The organism is Paenibacillus sp. NRS-1760 (genome assembly GCF_050467785.1).
GTDB lineage: Bacteria > Bacillota > Bacilli > Paenibacillales > Paenibacillaceae > Pristimantibacillus.
On record NZ_JBITPK010000027.1, the window covers coordinates 16,215 to 33,604 of the forward strand.

Annotated in this window: 4 protein-coding genes; 3 read left to right on the top strand and 1 reads right to left on the bottom strand. The window is 46.7% G+C overall.

Annotated elements, in window-relative coordinates; translation table 11 throughout:
• Nucleotides 1-151: 151 nt before the first annotated feature.
• Together ACIFSR_RS33685 and ACIFSR_RS33690 are read left to right on the top strand one after the other, a co-directional pair.
• Nucleotides 152-13,894, top strand: coding sequence for an S-layer homology domain-containing protein (locus ACIFSR_RS33685; RefSeq protein WP_430063566.1), 13,743 nt, complete (start codon nt 152-154; stop codon nt 13,892-13,894).
• Between the two features lie 232 nt (nt 13,895-14,126).
• Nucleotides 14,127-15,038, top strand: coding sequence for an ornithine carbamoyltransferase (locus ACIFSR_RS33690; protein WP_430063568.1), 912 nt, complete (start codon nt 14,127-14,129; stop codon nt 15,036-15,038).
• Nucleotides 15,039-15,106: 68 nt separating this feature from the next.
• Here ACIFSR_RS33690 and ACIFSR_RS33695 read toward each other — a convergent pair whose 3' ends face one another.
• Nucleotides 15,107-15,670, bottom strand: a complete 564-nt coding sequence (locus tag ACIFSR_RS33695; RefSeq protein WP_430063570.1) for a guanylate kinase — start codon at nt 15,668-15,670, stop codon at nt 15,107-15,109.
• Nucleotides 15,671-15,768: 98 nt separating this feature from the next.
• Between ACIFSR_RS33695 and ACIFSR_RS33700 the strand changes: the two genes are divergently transcribed.
• On the top strand, nt 15,769-17,088 hold the full coding sequence (locus ACIFSR_RS33700; protein ID WP_339207087.1) for an anti-phage deoxyguanosine triphosphatase: 1,320 nt from the start codon (nt 15,769-15,771) through the stop codon (nt 17,086-17,088).
• The last annotated feature ends 302 nt before the right edge of the window (nt 17,089-17,390 follow it).

Genomic DNA, 17,390 nt, shown 5'->3' on the forward strand with positions numbered 1-17,390 from the left:
TTTTGTCGTTTTACGCGAAAATCTTTTATTATTCTTTCATCGCAGCCTATTAGACTTAAGCTTAAGTGCTGTTAACGTTGCCGAACTTGGGCTCTATCAAATACAGAGTAAGCTCTTAAGCCAATTGGTGAAGATGGAAGGGGAAATCATTGTGAGGAAACAAAAAGTTAGAATGTTAAGGAGCCTGCTGCTCAAGTGGATGATGATTGCTAGCCTAGTTGTCGGTCTGGTAGCTCCCGGCATAGGCAATGCGAGCGGGCAAGCCTTCGCGGCATCTGCAATTCCGGCCAAAGTGCCCGCTGCATTCTCAGATCTAGCGGGCCACTGGGCGGAGAAGACCGTCAGGGAGTGGGCAGGCCAAGGTTTAATTGAGGGTTTTCAGGACGGAACCTTCAGGCCAAATCAAGCTCTAAGCCGGATTGAATACGTAACGCTGGTCAACCGGCTATTCGCGTTCAAAGGAGCGGGGACTAAGCAGTTCACGGACGTCGCTCCGACCGCTTGGTATGCTGTGCAAGTGCATGCAGCCGCGGAAGCAGGGTATATCGAAGGCTATGGCAATGGAACATTTCGGCCAGAGCAGAAGCTAAGCCGAATAGAAGCAGCTGTTGTGCTTTCGCGCCTTGTGCCGGTAATAGGCAAAGACGGGGCTAGCCTGCTCAGCGAGTTTAAGGATGGGGCTAGCATTCCTGGTTACGGACGCGATGCATTGGAAGCCATTGTTGAAGCGGGCTACATTAGCGGGCTTGCGGACGGCACGCTTCGGCCGGTTCAGCCGATGACAAGGGCGGAAGCCGTTATGATGCTCGATAGAGTGCTGAAACAATCAACTAGGTCAGCAGAGGGAATAACCGTTAGCGCAAAGGTTCTTGAAACAGGGGGCACATGGGGCAAGGCGCAAGGGAACTTTGAAGTCGCTGGCGATTTGACCATTCAGGCTCCAGGCACAACTCTTCGTAATGTGACGATTAAGGGAAATCTCACTATTGGGAAAGAAGTCGGCGAAGGAGATGTGTTTCTCAAAGGTGTGAAAGTGCTTGGAAGCACGTTTGTAAACGGCGGCGGGCAGAACAGCGTACATATTGATGACTCGCAGCTAGCAGCTGTCGTCGTCGACAAAGCAGATGGACGAGTTAGGGTTGTCATCGGTGGAACAACGATTATAAGACAGCTGGATGTGCAATCGGAGGCGAATATTGAATCTCCGATATCTGAAGGCAGCGGGATAGAGGGCATTACGATCTCCTCTTCCGGCGAAGTTATTTTGTCCGGCAAGTTTAAGCTAGTCGAGGTTAAGAGCGATGTGCAGTTAACCATTGCTTCGGGATCTGTAGAAAAATTAACCGTTAGTGAGCAGGTTAAGACATCAACCATTTCACTTGCAGAAGGCGTCAGCGTTAGCAGCATGGAACTGCATGGGCCAGCGAATGTGAAAGGCAAAGGAACGATTGAGAAAGCAATTGTCGATTCTCTAGGCGTTGTTTTTGAGAAGGAGCCAGCTCAAAAAGAAGTAACCGAGAAAGGTGGTTTAATTGGAGGTGGAGCATCCGGGGGAATTGGTTCGCCGGGCGGGCCAACGAGCCCAACTAATACACCTAAACCAACCGATACACCCAAACCAACAGAAACGCCAAGACCAACGGATCCGGTTGATGTAACAGTAACCGCGACTGCGGGTCAAGCAGCAGCGACAGGGTTCAGACTTGCGTTTAGCGCGCCAGTACCAGGGCTCACCGCAGCACATCTGACACTGAAAAACGCTGCGAACGGTAACATTACTGTTGCATCAGCTTCTACGCTTAATGGGGGCAGCTCTTACTTTATTACAGCAGCTCTCACAGATGGTGAGTCTTATAAGTTGACGATTGCTAAAACTGGGTTTCAGTTCGGGACTGAGATTTTATTTCAAGTTCCAAAGACTGAGCAGCCTGCCATTTCGGTTGCAGCATCCGTATATGGGTCCAGCAAAACGGGGTTCTCGTTGCTGCTGAGTCCGTCGGTTGTTGGATTGACGCAAGCTGAGTTTACACTCAAGCACGGCAGCGAAAGTGTCGCAATAGATTCCGTAACCGAGCGGACGGGAAGCAGTGCTTATGATTTCTCAGCGTCACTTGCCGAGGGTGAAACCTATTCGCTTACGGTTGCCAAGGAAGGATACTATTTCGGCAGCGCAGTATCGATATTCGTACCGATTACTGATCCAGAGGTTGTATCTGTAGTGGCCTCAATATCCGGCGCAAGTACAGCTGGTTTCACAATTAAACTGGATACTCCTGTCGCGGGGCTGACAGAGGATCATTTGACATTAGCGTTAAACGATCCAGGCACTGAGATTGGAGTGACGGAGGTCACAACTGATGATGACGGCAGAACTTATGCTGTCAAAGCGGAGATGGCCGAAGGCGAGACATACTTACTAACGATACGGAAAGCTGGATACAGCTTTGGCGCGGCGCTTATCGTTGCGGTTGCCCCGCCCAGCAGTATTGCTGTCCATGCGGCCGTTAGCCACATCTCGACATCCGGCTTCATACTGGAGCTCGATCGTACCGTCCCAGCTATCGATGCGCTAAGCTTTATTTTAAAGAATGCTGCTGGAGCGGACATAGGCATTAATATGCTAAGCGCGGTATCTATTGGCAAAGAGTATGAAGTGTATTCCTCCCTAACGAAAGGCGAGACGTATACCTTATTGCTCAATAAAGAAGGTTATGCTTTTGGCAGCGAAATTGTCTTAAAGGTAGAACCTTCCCCAATTCTATCAACTGTAGAGTGGGTCAATCGTCAAGGCTTTCAGTTGAATTTCCCAAACGACACGGTCGATTTGGCTAAGGCCTTGATTACAATAGAGGATGGAAACGGCAAATCGCTTGCTGTCACTTCTGTCCAAACGAACGTGGATGGGCATTCGGCTATCCTATCAACCGATTTAATGGCTGCTGGGAGCTATCGGTATAGAATTGATGTGGATGATGACCGCTATACGATCGGTACGCTTATCGTTCCAGAGAAGATAGCCGTATCGAAACAAACGGCGTTTGATCCGTCCAATGCAGGGATTATCGTGCACTTCAGCGTACCTGTTCCGGGATTAACCGCAGCAGCGTTTTCTCTAGCGGATACAAACGGTGATCAAATTGCAATAGACAGTGTATCGACTCTGGATAATGGCAGCAGTTATTTCGTTAAATCGGCGGCCATGCAGTATCAACCCATAAGACTAAAAATAAGCAGTGAGGGTTACGACTTCGGAAACAGTGTAAACGTTGTTCGAACAACGATTAACCCATGGTATATAGGCGTTGGTCCGAATAATGTCATGGTTGGGCTTAACCCGAATATAGCGGGTTTGACCGCCAATAATTTCAAGGTCATGGATGCGCTCGGGAACGCGGTGGCCATAACGAATGTCGTGTGGGACCCTCAGCAAAGATTTTATGTTGTCTCTTATAACGGAGTGAGAGGAAAACCATATTTTATTAGCGTTGTACGTGAGGGCTTCGACTTTGGTTTACCGAAATCGGTTACGCTCGCGGAGAAGAACACGATTACTGACATTTCCTATACAGGATTCACCTTTGTTCTTAATCCTCCTGCTTCTATTGATACAGTCAACGGCTTTGTTCTCAAGCGGGCCGACGGAAGCACCATAAAACTCCGCTCTGCAGTGACAAGCGACGGCGGTTGGAGTTACCGAATTGCTGCTGATCTGACTCCTGGTGATTACGTGCTGAAGGTCAGTGCGACAATGGATCAGACGATTTATAACATTCATGTTCCGGTCGTTACTACCATTTCGGCGGATCAGATTGTCGATACGGGACTTCGGGTTAAGCTTAGCTATGCTATTGCGGGGTTAATACCAGGTCAATTTCTTCTGACTCGCAAGGGTACAGGAGAGCGGGTAACGATACAAGACGCTGTGACAATGGATGGCGGTCTTACCTACAGGCTGAAGGCAGACTTGCTTGGCGGCAGCTATAACCTAAGTCTTCCTAGTCATCTTCCGGCGCAGGGGATCGAATTTGTAGCGGGAGAAACGATCGACGCGGGGAAAGCGACCATCAGCAATACAGCCATGAATGGCTTTGATCTGGCATTTGAGCAAGCAGTTCCTGGATTATTGCCTGCTCATATTCAATTAACAGATAATCAGGGCAATGGGGTTGGCGGAATGGCGCTGACAACCGCCGATGGAGGATTATCCTATCATGTCAGTGCAAATCTGATCAGTGGTCGAGACTATACGATCGCCTTCCGCAAGGATTACGTGAAGTTTGACGGGCCGGCGACGTTTCACGTCAATCAATTGGTCACCGGAGTTATTACTGACGTCTCCAAAGACGGAGCAGTAGCGGTTACTTTCTCTACTCCTCTAAGGCAAATAGAGTACGGGCAGGGTCTTGCGGTGAAAGATGAACAGGGCAAACGCTATCACCCAAAAACGCTCGTCATGTCTGCCGATGGAATGAGCTTTGAGATGTCTTTTGGCGGTACGTTTGCTTTGACACGCGGACAAACATACGCCTTTGATATTGAGGTGGATGGTTATTCGTTCAGCCACCTAGCCTTTACCGTGCCTTCCGAAGCCACCGTTGCCGGATTTTCTGCTTCGGGTGTTACCGTGCATTTTGACATTCCAGTTATTGGACTTGGGAAGAAAAATTTCTTTATTCGGGGAGCTCAAGGGGAAACGATAAACGTAGCTTCGGCGAACACAACGGATTTCGGAAGCAGCTATGTATTGGAAGCAGCGCTGATTCCTAGTAAATCTTATATCGTTCAGGTAAAGCCGGACTTGACTTATCAGCGTTACGAGCCAGTATCCTTTGTGTTTACCAAGCTCATTACCGCTTCTGTATCCGAGATGAAGAAAGATAGCTTCAAACTCAGCTTCAGTGAAAAGATTGCTGATTTGAAGCCTGCCGACATTATTTTGCGAAGACCAGACGGTCAGCAAATTCCAAACTCGGAATACTCTTTATCAACAAAAGATCAGGGTTTAACTTATCTGGTGGCGATCAGAGCTGCGACTGGTGCAAAATATTCACTTGAGCTAAGCCGAAGTGAATTTACGCTAGCGTCGCCGATCACGGTGGATATTCCCGTACTAGGCTCACTTCAATTGAGAGGTACGACTGCAACGAAGATTTATGTTGATGTCTACCCGCTTATTTCAGATTTGACTGGGGACAGCTTTAAGCTGACAGACAGCAAAGGCCGGCCAATCGGATTTACGCTTCATTACGAAGGAGGCGCATCCTATTCTCTCATTGGCGATTTTAATGTATCCGAGACATATAGCTTGGTCATTACTTATCCGGGATATGACTTTGGAAATCCGCTGACCGTTGGGCTGAAGGTTCGTGCCGATGCGATACTGTTACGCCAGTCGCAGCAGGGATTCACCATCTATTTCTTCCCGTCGGTTCCGAATCTTCAAGCCGCAGACGTGATGGTTAAAGACAATAACGGAAATTCAGTGGCAATTGAATCCATTCATACGAGTGATGACGGAGCCAGCTATACGGTTACGGTTCCTTTAAAAGGAGGAATCACCTATACCGCTAGTGTTGAAAAAGAGGGCTACATGTTTTCTACGCTCGACAAGATTACACTAAACTCGAGATCCATTTCGGCCGTACAAGCAACGGCTTCGAGAGTCACGTTGCATTTTAAGGAACAAACGATGTTAAATACTTCGGATATTCATATAGTGGATGAGAACGGGGTCAACGTTGCGATTCGCACGAACGTGTCAAACGATGGAGGTTATTCGTATGAGCTAGGCATCGCAATCGTTCCTGATAAGGTCTATTCGGTGTTCATCTCAAAAATGGGTTACGACTATGGTGATCCGCTAGCTTTCTCCATTCGCTCTGTAGGCGTTCGTTTTGGCGGGATGATTAGTGGGAACAATCGAGCTTTTATATTGCATTTAGATCAGCCGGTTCCTCATTTGCGAATAAGTGACTTCCAGCTTAAACGCGTGGAGGGCGGTACAAAGGCAATTACCTCCGCAACCACGAGTGATGGGGGTAATAGCTACCTAATTGAAGCTGAGTTTTGGGGAGCGGAGCAGTACACAATCACCGCTGCCAAAGCCGGGTATGATTTCGGAAGCGGAGTTGTGGTTGACGTTCCAATCATTGCAAATGCTGCAGTGTTAAGTTCAGGAGCTTCGGAAATTGTCATTGGTCTTAGCCCTGCTGTACCGGATTTGGATGTAAGCCATGTGGCTATCACAGACGAGGAGGGCAATCGGCTTACTGCAGCTTCGGTCATTACGGAGGATGACGGACTAACCTATCGGATTAAAGCCTCTTATAAAGGAGGCAAAACTTACTCTTTTGCGCTAAGCAAGAGCGGGTATGATTTTGGACAAGCGTTGTCGGCTTTGCTGCCAAGCGCGGTTTCGGTGACAGTGGAAGGCGCTGCCGAGTCGGGACTTGTCGTCTTTGTTGCACCGGGACTAAGCGGACTGTCTGCGAGCAGCTTCGCGCTAAAGGATGCCGAGGGCAAGTCGGTAATTATAAAAGCTGCAACAACAAATAACGGTGGAAGAACGTACACATTATCCGCAGCGCTTGAAGGCGGGAAAACGTACAAGCTGATCATAACAGCAGCAGGATATGATTTTGGAGCGGCATTGAACGCTTATGTGCCAGTACCAGTAAATCCAACTCTATCAAGTGTCAGTAAGGATGGGTTTAACGTGTTGCTTGATTCGGCTATTCCGGGCTTGCGTGCAAGTGACTTTAGCTTGCGTAATAGTCAAGGTGCTGCGATTGCCATCGCCTCTATTACAGCCGAGAACGCTGGTATCGAATATGCGGTACATGCCTCACTCGAAGAGGGAGCGGCTTACAGTCTGACTTTAACGAAGAGCGGCTACGCATTCAGCAGCGGACTTCCGGTTCTTGTTCCAGCTGCGCCTATACCGGAAGCGCAGGTGCCTATCCGCATGACAGCAAGCCATATTACAACTAACGCTTTCACATTAGAATTAAGCAAAGCAGTCCGTAATATGGATGGCACATGGCTTACACTGCTTGATGACCAGGGACGAGGAATTGGATTCCAGCTTGTAAATCCGAATGGGAACAACCCAGATGCGCCAGATGCAGGACGAATCTACAACATCATTACTCCGCTGTCAGCAGGTGTGAATTACAAGCTGATTGCTCAAATACCGGATCGTGTGGTGGAAGGACCGCTGGATGTTTATATTCCGATGACGGAATATCCGAAAAGTTTAGCTGCGACTAGAAACGGCTTGACGATCACTTTCGTTGGAGCGGGTCCAAAAGATCTGCAGCCGGAAGATGTGAAGCTCTTGTCTAAAGATGGGACAGAGGTCACAGTCACTGGAGTGACAGCGGGTGTAGAGACAGGGTCGTTTTTAATTAAAGCGAATGTGGTTGAAGGGCAAACGTACACCGCAGCTTTTAGCAAGCAAGGCTATATCTTTGCTGGGCAGGAAAAATTAAATGCCGTTTACGTGCCGATTGTTATCTCTGCGACGCTTGTTCGAGTGAATGAAAATGGATTTAATCTGCTCCTTAGTGCTCCGATAGAAAATTTGAATATCGAAATGCACAATGGCAGCGCAGTCTGGTATCGCCCAACCTCTGTTTCAACGCCGGACTTTGGGCAAACCTATTTTATTAATGAATATATCGGATATAACAAGGAGTTTAAGCTTCGTCTGAGCAAGGACGGGCATGACTTTGGAGGGGATACGATCATCAGCAACGTGAGCACACCTCCCGAGCTGATCGATGCCGTATCGAGTGAAAACGGAAAAGCCATTACCCTGACCTTTGATAAGCCGCTGGCTGCTGTTAATTCGGGGTCAACGTTTTCTGTGAAAATTAACAACCAATGGCAAAGCGGGGTTATGACAAGGCTGACCTCCGATGCAACGAAAATCGAGTTGACTTGGAGCAGCAGCGGGGCGGTTATCAGTTCGACATCGACGATAGCCGTCGCTTATAGCGGCATCAACCGGGTCAAGGCAGTTAATCAGACGTATTTGGCCACTTTTGGAGAATTCCAGGTAGCTAATGTCGCTACGCTGGATGGTTTCCTGCAAAGCCATTCCACCCAGTACGATGCCGTTTACCCTGTGCATGTACTGCGGGTTGATTATGGCAAGTCTGCGTTAGAGTCTTTAAGACTGCTACGGCAAGCTGGATTTACCCCAGCGAACTACGCAAAAGCGGTCAAGAAAGAATATGGTTTGGATTGGAGTGCATTCATCCGCCTATTATACGAAATAGATACTGATGCGCCTACCTTGTTCCAGGCTTTAAGCGCGTCTGGCTATATTTCCAACTATGTCAATTTGATACCGGATTTTGTGACAGCTGGCTATGAAGCTGAAGACATTGCACTGCCGCTTCGTAATCTTGGCTATCAGCCTCGAGATATAATGGCGTCGTTTAAGCTAGCCGGAGTAACAACCGCTTCATCCGCCTATGTTCTGCGTTATACCTATGCGGAAACTGGCGGAAACGCCGCTGTGGCATTGAAGCTAGGCAAGTACAGTATTAGCGAGATTAGGGATGCTGTTCAATCCGTTTACGGCTTAACGAACGAGAGCACCATCGAAGCTTTGGCTGCCGCGAAATTCACGGCAGCAGAATCCGCAGTTGTCATTAAAGAGGCTTATGCCGCATCTAGCGTAGATAATGCGAAACTGCTTGGCAGTGCTGGTTATCCTGCTAACAATATAGGAATTGCGCTGCGAGATCTATATTCGTTCAGCGACGTCAACGAGGCTGTTCTGACTTACTTGGGAGCAGGCATTGAGACAGGACAAGCTTATGTTATCTTAAAAAGCACCTTCGATAAGCAACAAACAGCTTCAGCTATGCTGGCGGCAGGTATTGCTGCTGCCCAGGTCGCCAAAGGTATTCAAGCCTCCGGCGATGGTGCAGCCGTTATTGTTGGCGCTATGAAAAGCGGATCATACGGGATCGGTGAAATTGCTAGCGCCGTACTCGGCGCATGGGGTTCAGAAGCGGCTGGACTAAGTGAGGCTATGAGAGGGTTTACGGATCATGGTTATGACATGGAAAGCAAGGCGGGATTGCTTCGAGAAAGCTTCGGGGCTGATATCGCTACGACCATCAGCGTGCTGTATCCGGGGGTGAAGGGCGACCAAAGAAAGACGATGCTGTTGTCATTAATTCGCGCTGGTTATGAGCCTGCGGAACTTACGGCTTATATTCTGAATAATCGAATGGCCAGCAGCCGTTCGGAAGCTCTGACGCTGCTGAGGCAGTCGGGTATGTCTACCGCGCAAGGATTAAGCACAATTCGAAATGCCGTCATTCGCAGAGGCGCGTCCTTCACAATGGAGGATGCGGTGGAAGTTATCTTCCGCAGCTATGACCGCTTCGAGGCTGGAGATGTATTACATGCGCTTCGAACGACTTTTGCAAGTGATGAAACGGTAAGTATGGATGCCACTACTTTGGCCCGTTCGCTCACAAGCATCAAAAGCTGGGAGAAGCTAGCCATTGGACAAGCTCTAAAAGCTCAGCTAGGCTTGACGCTGCAGCAATGGGTAGAGCTTGAAAGGACTACTGCATTTGATTATTTTAAATGTCCTTGCAGTGTATCAACGGTTGTAAAGGACTCGCAATATTTGTTCCCGGGAACGTCAATACAGGAAGCGACAGTGGCAATGAGCCTCTCTAGCTTCTATACGCTGGATGACATTATTGAAGGAACAATTAATCTTTATCCTACTGGCGGAGTACGTGCGAAAGGATTGCCGTATTTGACCGCAGCGCTAAAAGACTCGGGGTATAAATTCACGGAAATTGCACAGGCATTTGAAGCGCGGGGCTGGACGGAATGGATTGGGGCTTTCAGCAAACAAGGCATAGCAGCTAGTGAGGTTGCCGCCTATCTGAACCAACGGACCGAACCGCTAACGATAGGGCAAGTCATCACACGCCTTGCTCCATACTCGGTAAGGGATATTGCATTAGTGCTTAGAACGGAATACGGCTTGCCATCGTCAGAGGCGTCTGCGCTTCTGCTTGCCAGCTATTCGTCAGAGGAAGTAGGTACTGCCATCGCTGCTGCTTATGGCGGAGACCCTATGACGATTTGGATCAAAGTGCTGAAGGAGCAAGGCGCAACGGCCATTTCTGTCATCAATACGCTGGGGGCGCTGTATCCGTCTTATTTTGACTCAGGCAAGGTTGGGCCGGCACTGATTAAGGGTGGATATTCGAAAGAAGAAGTAATGGAAGGACTTCTCATCCACACCCGAAGAATGGGTAATATGAAATCGACCATAGCGATTCTGCAGTCTTTGTACGGACAAGAGCAAGTGACGATTGCTGGTCTGCTTGACGCTTCGTCCAGCAAGGAGCCTAAGGATGGTATTGCATTTCTTAGAATGAGCGGTTATTCCTTATCCGTTGTTGCTCACAGCCTGAAAGATTATTATCAGCTTACTTCGAGCGAAGCTTCATATTTGCTGGCAAAAGAATATCCTAACGACATCGACGATATTCTGCTTGGCCTTGCATCCTTATATGGTCAAGGACTTGATGAAACAGTTGCAGGCGCGTTGGAGCAGCAAGGGATCACGACCTTTGATGAAGCGGTTAATTATCTATACGTCACAGGTTTCCCGATTAAAGATATCGTGAGCGTTGGCAAAAACCATTTTGGCCAATCGGCTGGGGTGATCGCGCTTCGCTTGTCAGCGGTATACTTGTCGTCAAGCAATGTGCTCATCCAGGCAGTAGCTTCAGCTTTTAATCAATCCGTTGAGTTAACGATGTATCAGCGGCAGGCAGCAGAAGGACCAGTATCCTTTGCCAGTGGAATTGAACTTGCTTATAAGGCGCAATTCAGCTTAGTATCGATCGTGAAGATGGCAAAGGATGGTTACGGTATTTCATCGGGTGCAGCTCTTCAAGCACTGCTGGATACTGGCCGGTATCGCCAGAGCGACGTGCTTTCTGCTATATCGAATGTTTACGGCAGCTCACAAAACGCAAGCATTGTTGACTCTTTAGAGGCTCAGCATCTGGTGACATTGAAGGATGCAATCCCTTATCTGACAAAGATGAGATTCAGCCTCCGGGATATGATTCAGGTAGGGAAGGATTATTACATTCTCGATTCCTCTAAAGTGGTACAAGCCTTAATGGATGGTGCAGTCGATGAGGAGAGCCGGATTTTGGCGGAAGTTTCTGCTGTTTACGGTTTAGCGTTAGAGCAGGTTACGATTCAGGCCATGATCGATCTGGGCATCGGAAGGTTGGCGGATGCAATTCCACAGCTTAAGCTTAGCTATAGCTTGCGAGATATTATCCGAATTGCCAAGGATTATTACCATATGACAGCAGGTGAGACACTAGCTATTCTCTCCGAAACAAATGGATATTCATTTAATGAGCTAGTAGCAACTGTCTTTGAAGTTTACGGAAAACCGATCGAGGAAAGCTTATCCAGCCTGCTTAAGAAGAGCAGAATCAATACGCTGGAGGATGCTGTTCCGCTCCTCAGAGGCATGGGCTATACGCTTCATGATATTGTGGGCGCAGCTAAGGATTATTTTGGATTTGCAGCAGACAAAACGTTAACGGTTCTAACCGCTCTCCAAGTGGACAACGAAAAGGTTATTGAAGTAACGGTAGCTGCCGTTTATGGGCAGTCATCAGAGTCTACGGCGCTGCAGTATCTAGAAGAAGGGGGAATCACGGACGAAACAGCGGCCATTCCTTACTTGTGGAATTCAGGCGTTCCGATGATAGATATCGTACGCGTGGTTAAAGGCTTTTACGGCAAGACAGCCGGCGAAACCGCAGCATTGCTAATTGGCAGTCAGCTGTTCGAGCTGAACGTCATTCTGAGCAGTGTAAATGCAGTGTACGGACAAGCGGTGAACGGCGCTTTAATCGAAGTAATCAAAGCAGGTGGAGCAACATCAGCTGAAGCTATGGCGGATCAGCTCTTGCATGCAGGCTACCGCATGGAGGACATCGTTAAGGCGAGCAAGGAGCAATATGGCAAGACGAGAGAAGAGTCGCTTGTGATTCTTCAGGGACTTGCCGTTTATCAAGAAGCAGCCATTCAATCAACGCTTAATAAAGTGTACGGAGAGGCTTTTGCTCCGGTGAGCATTATCAAGGATGTCCTTAAGCTGAAAGGTGTTGCGACGCCACAAGGAGCGGTTGTGTTCTTGCGGGATGCCGGCTATGAAATTAAGGAAATTGTCCAATACCTCAGGTTTGACTATAAACTAGACTCAGGTGCAGTTACTGAATTGCTTTCTCCCTATTATCCGGCGGAAGTGGTAGGGCTTGCTATAGTGGGAGTCTATTATACCAACACAAATCTAAGGGTATTGGAAGATATTTTCCCGGCAACGACCGCATTTGTACCACTCAATGTTGTGCGGTTTATGAAAGCCAAATTCACTGTCGCCGATATCGTACTCGCTATGAAGCTGTTATTTCAAATGGATGCAGCCACGATAATGGAAACTATTCCGGAAACTTTGATTCCGCAGGAGCAGGTTCGGATGGCCGCAGGTGAAGTATTCGGCGGCAACCCGTTAATTGCTTACCTTGCCCGTATGAAGTCGAAAGGGACGGACGCCGCCGGGATTGCTACCGAGCTTGAACGGCAAAATCTGCTTGGTCCTGATCGTTCCGGATATTTGATCGACACGTTATTGACGCTTGGTTTTGATCGTGCCAGCATTATCCGTGCTTTCTATATGTTCTTCACGGCTGGCAGAGGGACGGCAACAACAATCGAGGAGCAATCGGCGCTGTTCGTCAAGCTGGGGTATTCAAAAGCGGGAGACATCATTGACGTTCTGAGGCAGAATGGGTACGTAAACAGTACCAGCTATGCATATCGCGTATTCACAACCGTCAAGATGACTTTATCGAGCGTTTCTATGGTCGATATTGCGAAGGAAATGAAAAATCGCGGTTATGACGGTAGAGAAATTTTGAACACGCTGAATCGGTACGATGCGCGAGAAGATTCGATCTTTACACTTCTGAAGGAGTATGGTTATAACGCAGAAGAGGCGCTTCGGTACATGAAAGAGCGGACGCTCGAAAATAAACTATATTGGCTGCATAAAAACGGATACGCTGTCGGTGAATACTTAAGATACACCTTTAATTGGGATAACGACACGATTTCTATTTTGAGACAGTTAGGTATTCCTTCCACCGACCTCTCGAAGGCTTTGCACAGCAGTGGCTACAGTCTTTATTATATTTCCAAGTTCTTGTACGACGGAGGATTCAAGGAAATTGCTGAGCTTACTAGAGCGCTGCTGGCGGTAAACGCCCACGTACAATGGGTTCCTTACAATTTGCTTGAGCTGGGTCACTGGTCGCTTAAGGAGATAGCCAAGGGTATGCTTGATTCTGGGCTGATCACTCTCGTAGAGCTTAGCGATGCCATACGGATGGCTAATAACAACAACTTGGATGAGACGTATCTGATTATTAAGGAAATATCGACACGTGAGCAGCAAGCTTTTTACGATGATCTGTCCAGTGCGGAACGCATGCTGCTCAGCAATAATGAAATTGCCATTATCATTACATTGACGACTCTTCGGGGCGATAGAGTAAGGATAGGTGAGGCGACTAAGCTAATGCGAAACACAGAGAGAGTAGACTATAAGGACTCCGTCATTATGACAGCTCTTTCTGGATATAACGTCCTCGATGCTCTTGATGCGGTATGGGATGTTTATCGCTTTGAAATTGGTGTCGCTATTCTTAAGACGATGATCGGTCAGACTTGTACGAAGGTACTTACGGAATTCAAGGATTACTACAGGCTGGGAAATCTGGTTTACAGGATCGTATCAAGAGTGATGAAATAATTTATTCAACCCATGATGTAGAATATCGCAATTACTAGAAAGCACCCTGTCAAAGCCATTTATCATGTATGGCTAGATAGGGTGTTTTTTCTTATGATTTAGTTTCGCCGCTAACGTAATTAATTCTACTCGAAGAATAGTCTGTTTTTCCTTTAGTTGACAAAATCTATCCTTCACCTTAAATTGAATATAAATACATTATATCGTATAAATATTCATTAGAGGTGAAATCATGACTCATTTATTATCACTAAGAGAGTACGACGCGGACACCATTCACTCCATCATCAGGCAAGGAATCGAGATAAAGAACAGCCCAGAGGCCTATTACCACGCAGCAGAGCGAAAAGGTCTTCTCATGCTTTTTCAGAAAACTTCTACTCGTACGAATCTATCGTTTCAATCTGGAATTAACCAAATGGGCGGGTACTCAGTCGTTATGGATTGGGATGCCAGCAACTTCAGCATTTCTCCTATCCAGTATGAAGCGCAGTATGCTTCACGAAACTGCGATGTGATTATGGCGAGACTGAAGAAACATGACGATTTGCTCGAGCTTGCCAAGTACTCCAAGGTCCCTGTCATTAATGGCTGCTGCGACAAATATCATCCTTGCCAGGCTCTTGCGGACTTGATGACCATCTATGAGGTCGCAGGTACTTTTACGGGAATAACGCTTACGTACGTTGGCATTCATAACAATGTCGCCAATTCTTTGGTCGCAGGGTGTATGGCAGTGGGAATCAAGCTACTGCTAGTTACTCCGATCATTAACAAGCCATCTTGGGATGAGGAGCTTATGCAAAAGGCTTTTCAAAGTGGATTTGTTGAAAAGGTTATTGATTTGCCTAGTGCGGCAGCCAGATCTGATTTTGTATATACGGACACTTGGATCGATATGGAGTTTTTTTATGAAGACCACTATCAAGATGAGAAGAAGCGAAGAATGGAGAAGATGCTGCCTTATCAGTTGAACAGAAGCAATCTTGCGGGACACTTGCCTTATCTTATGCATGACATGCCTATCCATCCGGGCTTCGAGATAGAGGAGGATTTAGTGGAGTCGGAGCGTTCCATCATCTATCAGCAAGCCGAGAACAGGATGCATGTTCAAAAAGCGCTGCTTTTGCATTTATTTAAATAAAGTTATCAAAAAGCTCATCCACGCATACTAAGCGCGGTTGAGCTTTTGATTTTTTTTTTTGGATGGTCTCAAAATGAACCATGAGCGGCTATGATCTCTCTGACCTGCGTCATTGTATCATTAAAGCGGGTGTCATCATGGTTCCATATGATCACATCAGCATGCTGCATATACTCGCTCTTTAGTTCAATTTCCTCCGCGCGTTGCACCCTTTTGGCGATTTCCTCAGGCATTCCGCCTCTTATTGCCAATCTTCTTTTAATGGATTCAACATCCGCACCTACATAGATCGCAATCACATGATCATACCGCTTCTTTAAAGCGAGTACGCCAGCAAGGTCCATTACAATATGGGCATTCCTATTTTGATCGAATACTTCTTCAATGCTGGATTTTAGTGTACCGTAATAATGCTCGTTGTATCGTGTCCATTCAATAAAGGCATCTGCACGAATGTGATTTTCAAACTGGCTCGTTTCCATAAAAATATAATGAATCCCGTCTGACTCATTCGGCCTCGGGAGTCTGGTTGTTGAAGTAATAATTTTTTGAAAGCCGCTAAGGGTCAGCTCTTTCTGGATTTCGGATTTACCTGAAGCGGAAGGGCCATAAAATGCGAATATTTTTCCCAAACGAAAGCTCTCCTTTATGAATTGTTCAGCGATCTCTTCTAATAAAGACCATATATTGTTAAAATGTTTCTAAATGACAAGGAGCTGGGAGCGAGCCTATGATTCTCTATAAACATTCTTCAAATTCATTTTATAATGATACGGATATTCAAAGGCATATTAATATAGAAAATGCGAAGCAAAGAATTTCAGTTCGGGATGACTTTGAACGTGATTTTGGCAGAATCATTCATTCAGCAGCTTTCCGTCGCTTACAGTCCAAGACTCAAGTGATTGGGATAAGCGAAGGAGATTTTCACCGAACACGGCTTACACATTCCCTTGAAGTATCTCAAATTGCAAGAGGAATTGCCACAACCTTAAATGAAAAAAGCAATATTTTTAAAGAGACGGAGAGTAAAATAGATATTTCTCTAATTGAGGCAGCTGCTTTAGCTCATGATTTGGGGCACCCACCATTCGGGCACCAAGGCGAACGTGCATTGAATAAATGCATGAGCGCATTCGAGCTTAACTTTGAGGGGAATGCGCATACGTTCAGGCTTTTGACGAATACGAATAGCGATGGGGACATGGAAACGGGCCTTGATTTAACAAGAGCTGTTTTATTGTCCATTTTGAAATACCCAGCCAGCATGAAGCAAGTTAATAATCCCGAGATCACGGGCAAACCGCCTAAATGCAGTGTTTTTGAAGAGGACGAGCATGTATTTCAGTGGGTGATTGAGAGCTTTTCGCCTGAAGAGAAGGCTTATTTCATGCAAGTTTCCGACTTGCAGGCTGGTAAACATAAGAAGACTTTAAATAAAACGTTTGAATGCTCTATTATTGAGCTCGCAGACGATATTGCTTACGCAACCTATGATTTAGAAGATGCCTTCAAGCTTAATATGATCAAAATAGATGATCTATGTGAGGTAGCAAATAAGCATAAGCATATTTCATCCGCTAGAATTGCAGAGTCTTTACGGGTTTTTATGGAGAACAGCGGGGAGCGGCGTAAACAGACGAAGCGTTTTTTCGCTGATTTGGTTTCTGGATTCATACATGAGATTACGGTTGTTGAGACCCAGCCTGCATTCTCCTCCAGCCGGTTGCGCTATAAGGCAGTAATTACTGAGGATGCTATGGAGCTGCTGGAGGATTTGAAGAAGCTGGTCGAAACGCATGTGATCTTCTCACAGAAGGTTCAAACCTTTGAATGGCGCGGCGGCAAAATAATTGAAAAGCTCTTCGATGCGATGTTCAATGATCCAAACCTGCTTCCAGAAGATAAAAAGCTAAGCTGGCATGCAGCTGATGATCGGATGAATGCCAGATTGGTTTGCGATTACATTGCTGGAATGACAGATACCTATGCATTAAAAATGTATTCTCGTTTATATGAAGCTGCTGGAGGCAGGTTGTTTGATATTTAATTTGAATGGTTATGAGCAGACGTTCAATTTGTTCTTATCTATTAAGTGCTAGGCTGCAACAGCTGTACGCAAGCACCTTTCTCTAATGAAGGAAGGTGCTTGCGTGGTATGAATAATGGAAGCATCCTAATTAGAAGAAGAGTAAGACTATAGAACATAAATCTCGTTATATTTAAAGTTTATAAACTATTTTTAAAAAACACTTGCATTACTAGACGAGTACATGGTATATTCTATTTCTGGCCGAGAGACACACGCGGACAGCAAGCAAAACAAGCAAGACAAACGAAAGAAAAGATTGC

Coding starts and splice junctions, on each gene's coding strand:
- ACIFSR_RS33690 (WP_430063568.1), top strand. CDS start 14,127: ATGACTCATTTATTATCACTAAGAGAGTACGACGCGGACACCATTCAC.
- ACIFSR_RS33700 (WP_339207087.1), top strand. CDS start 15,769: ATGATTCTCTATAAACATTCTTCAAATTCATTTTATAATGATACGGAT.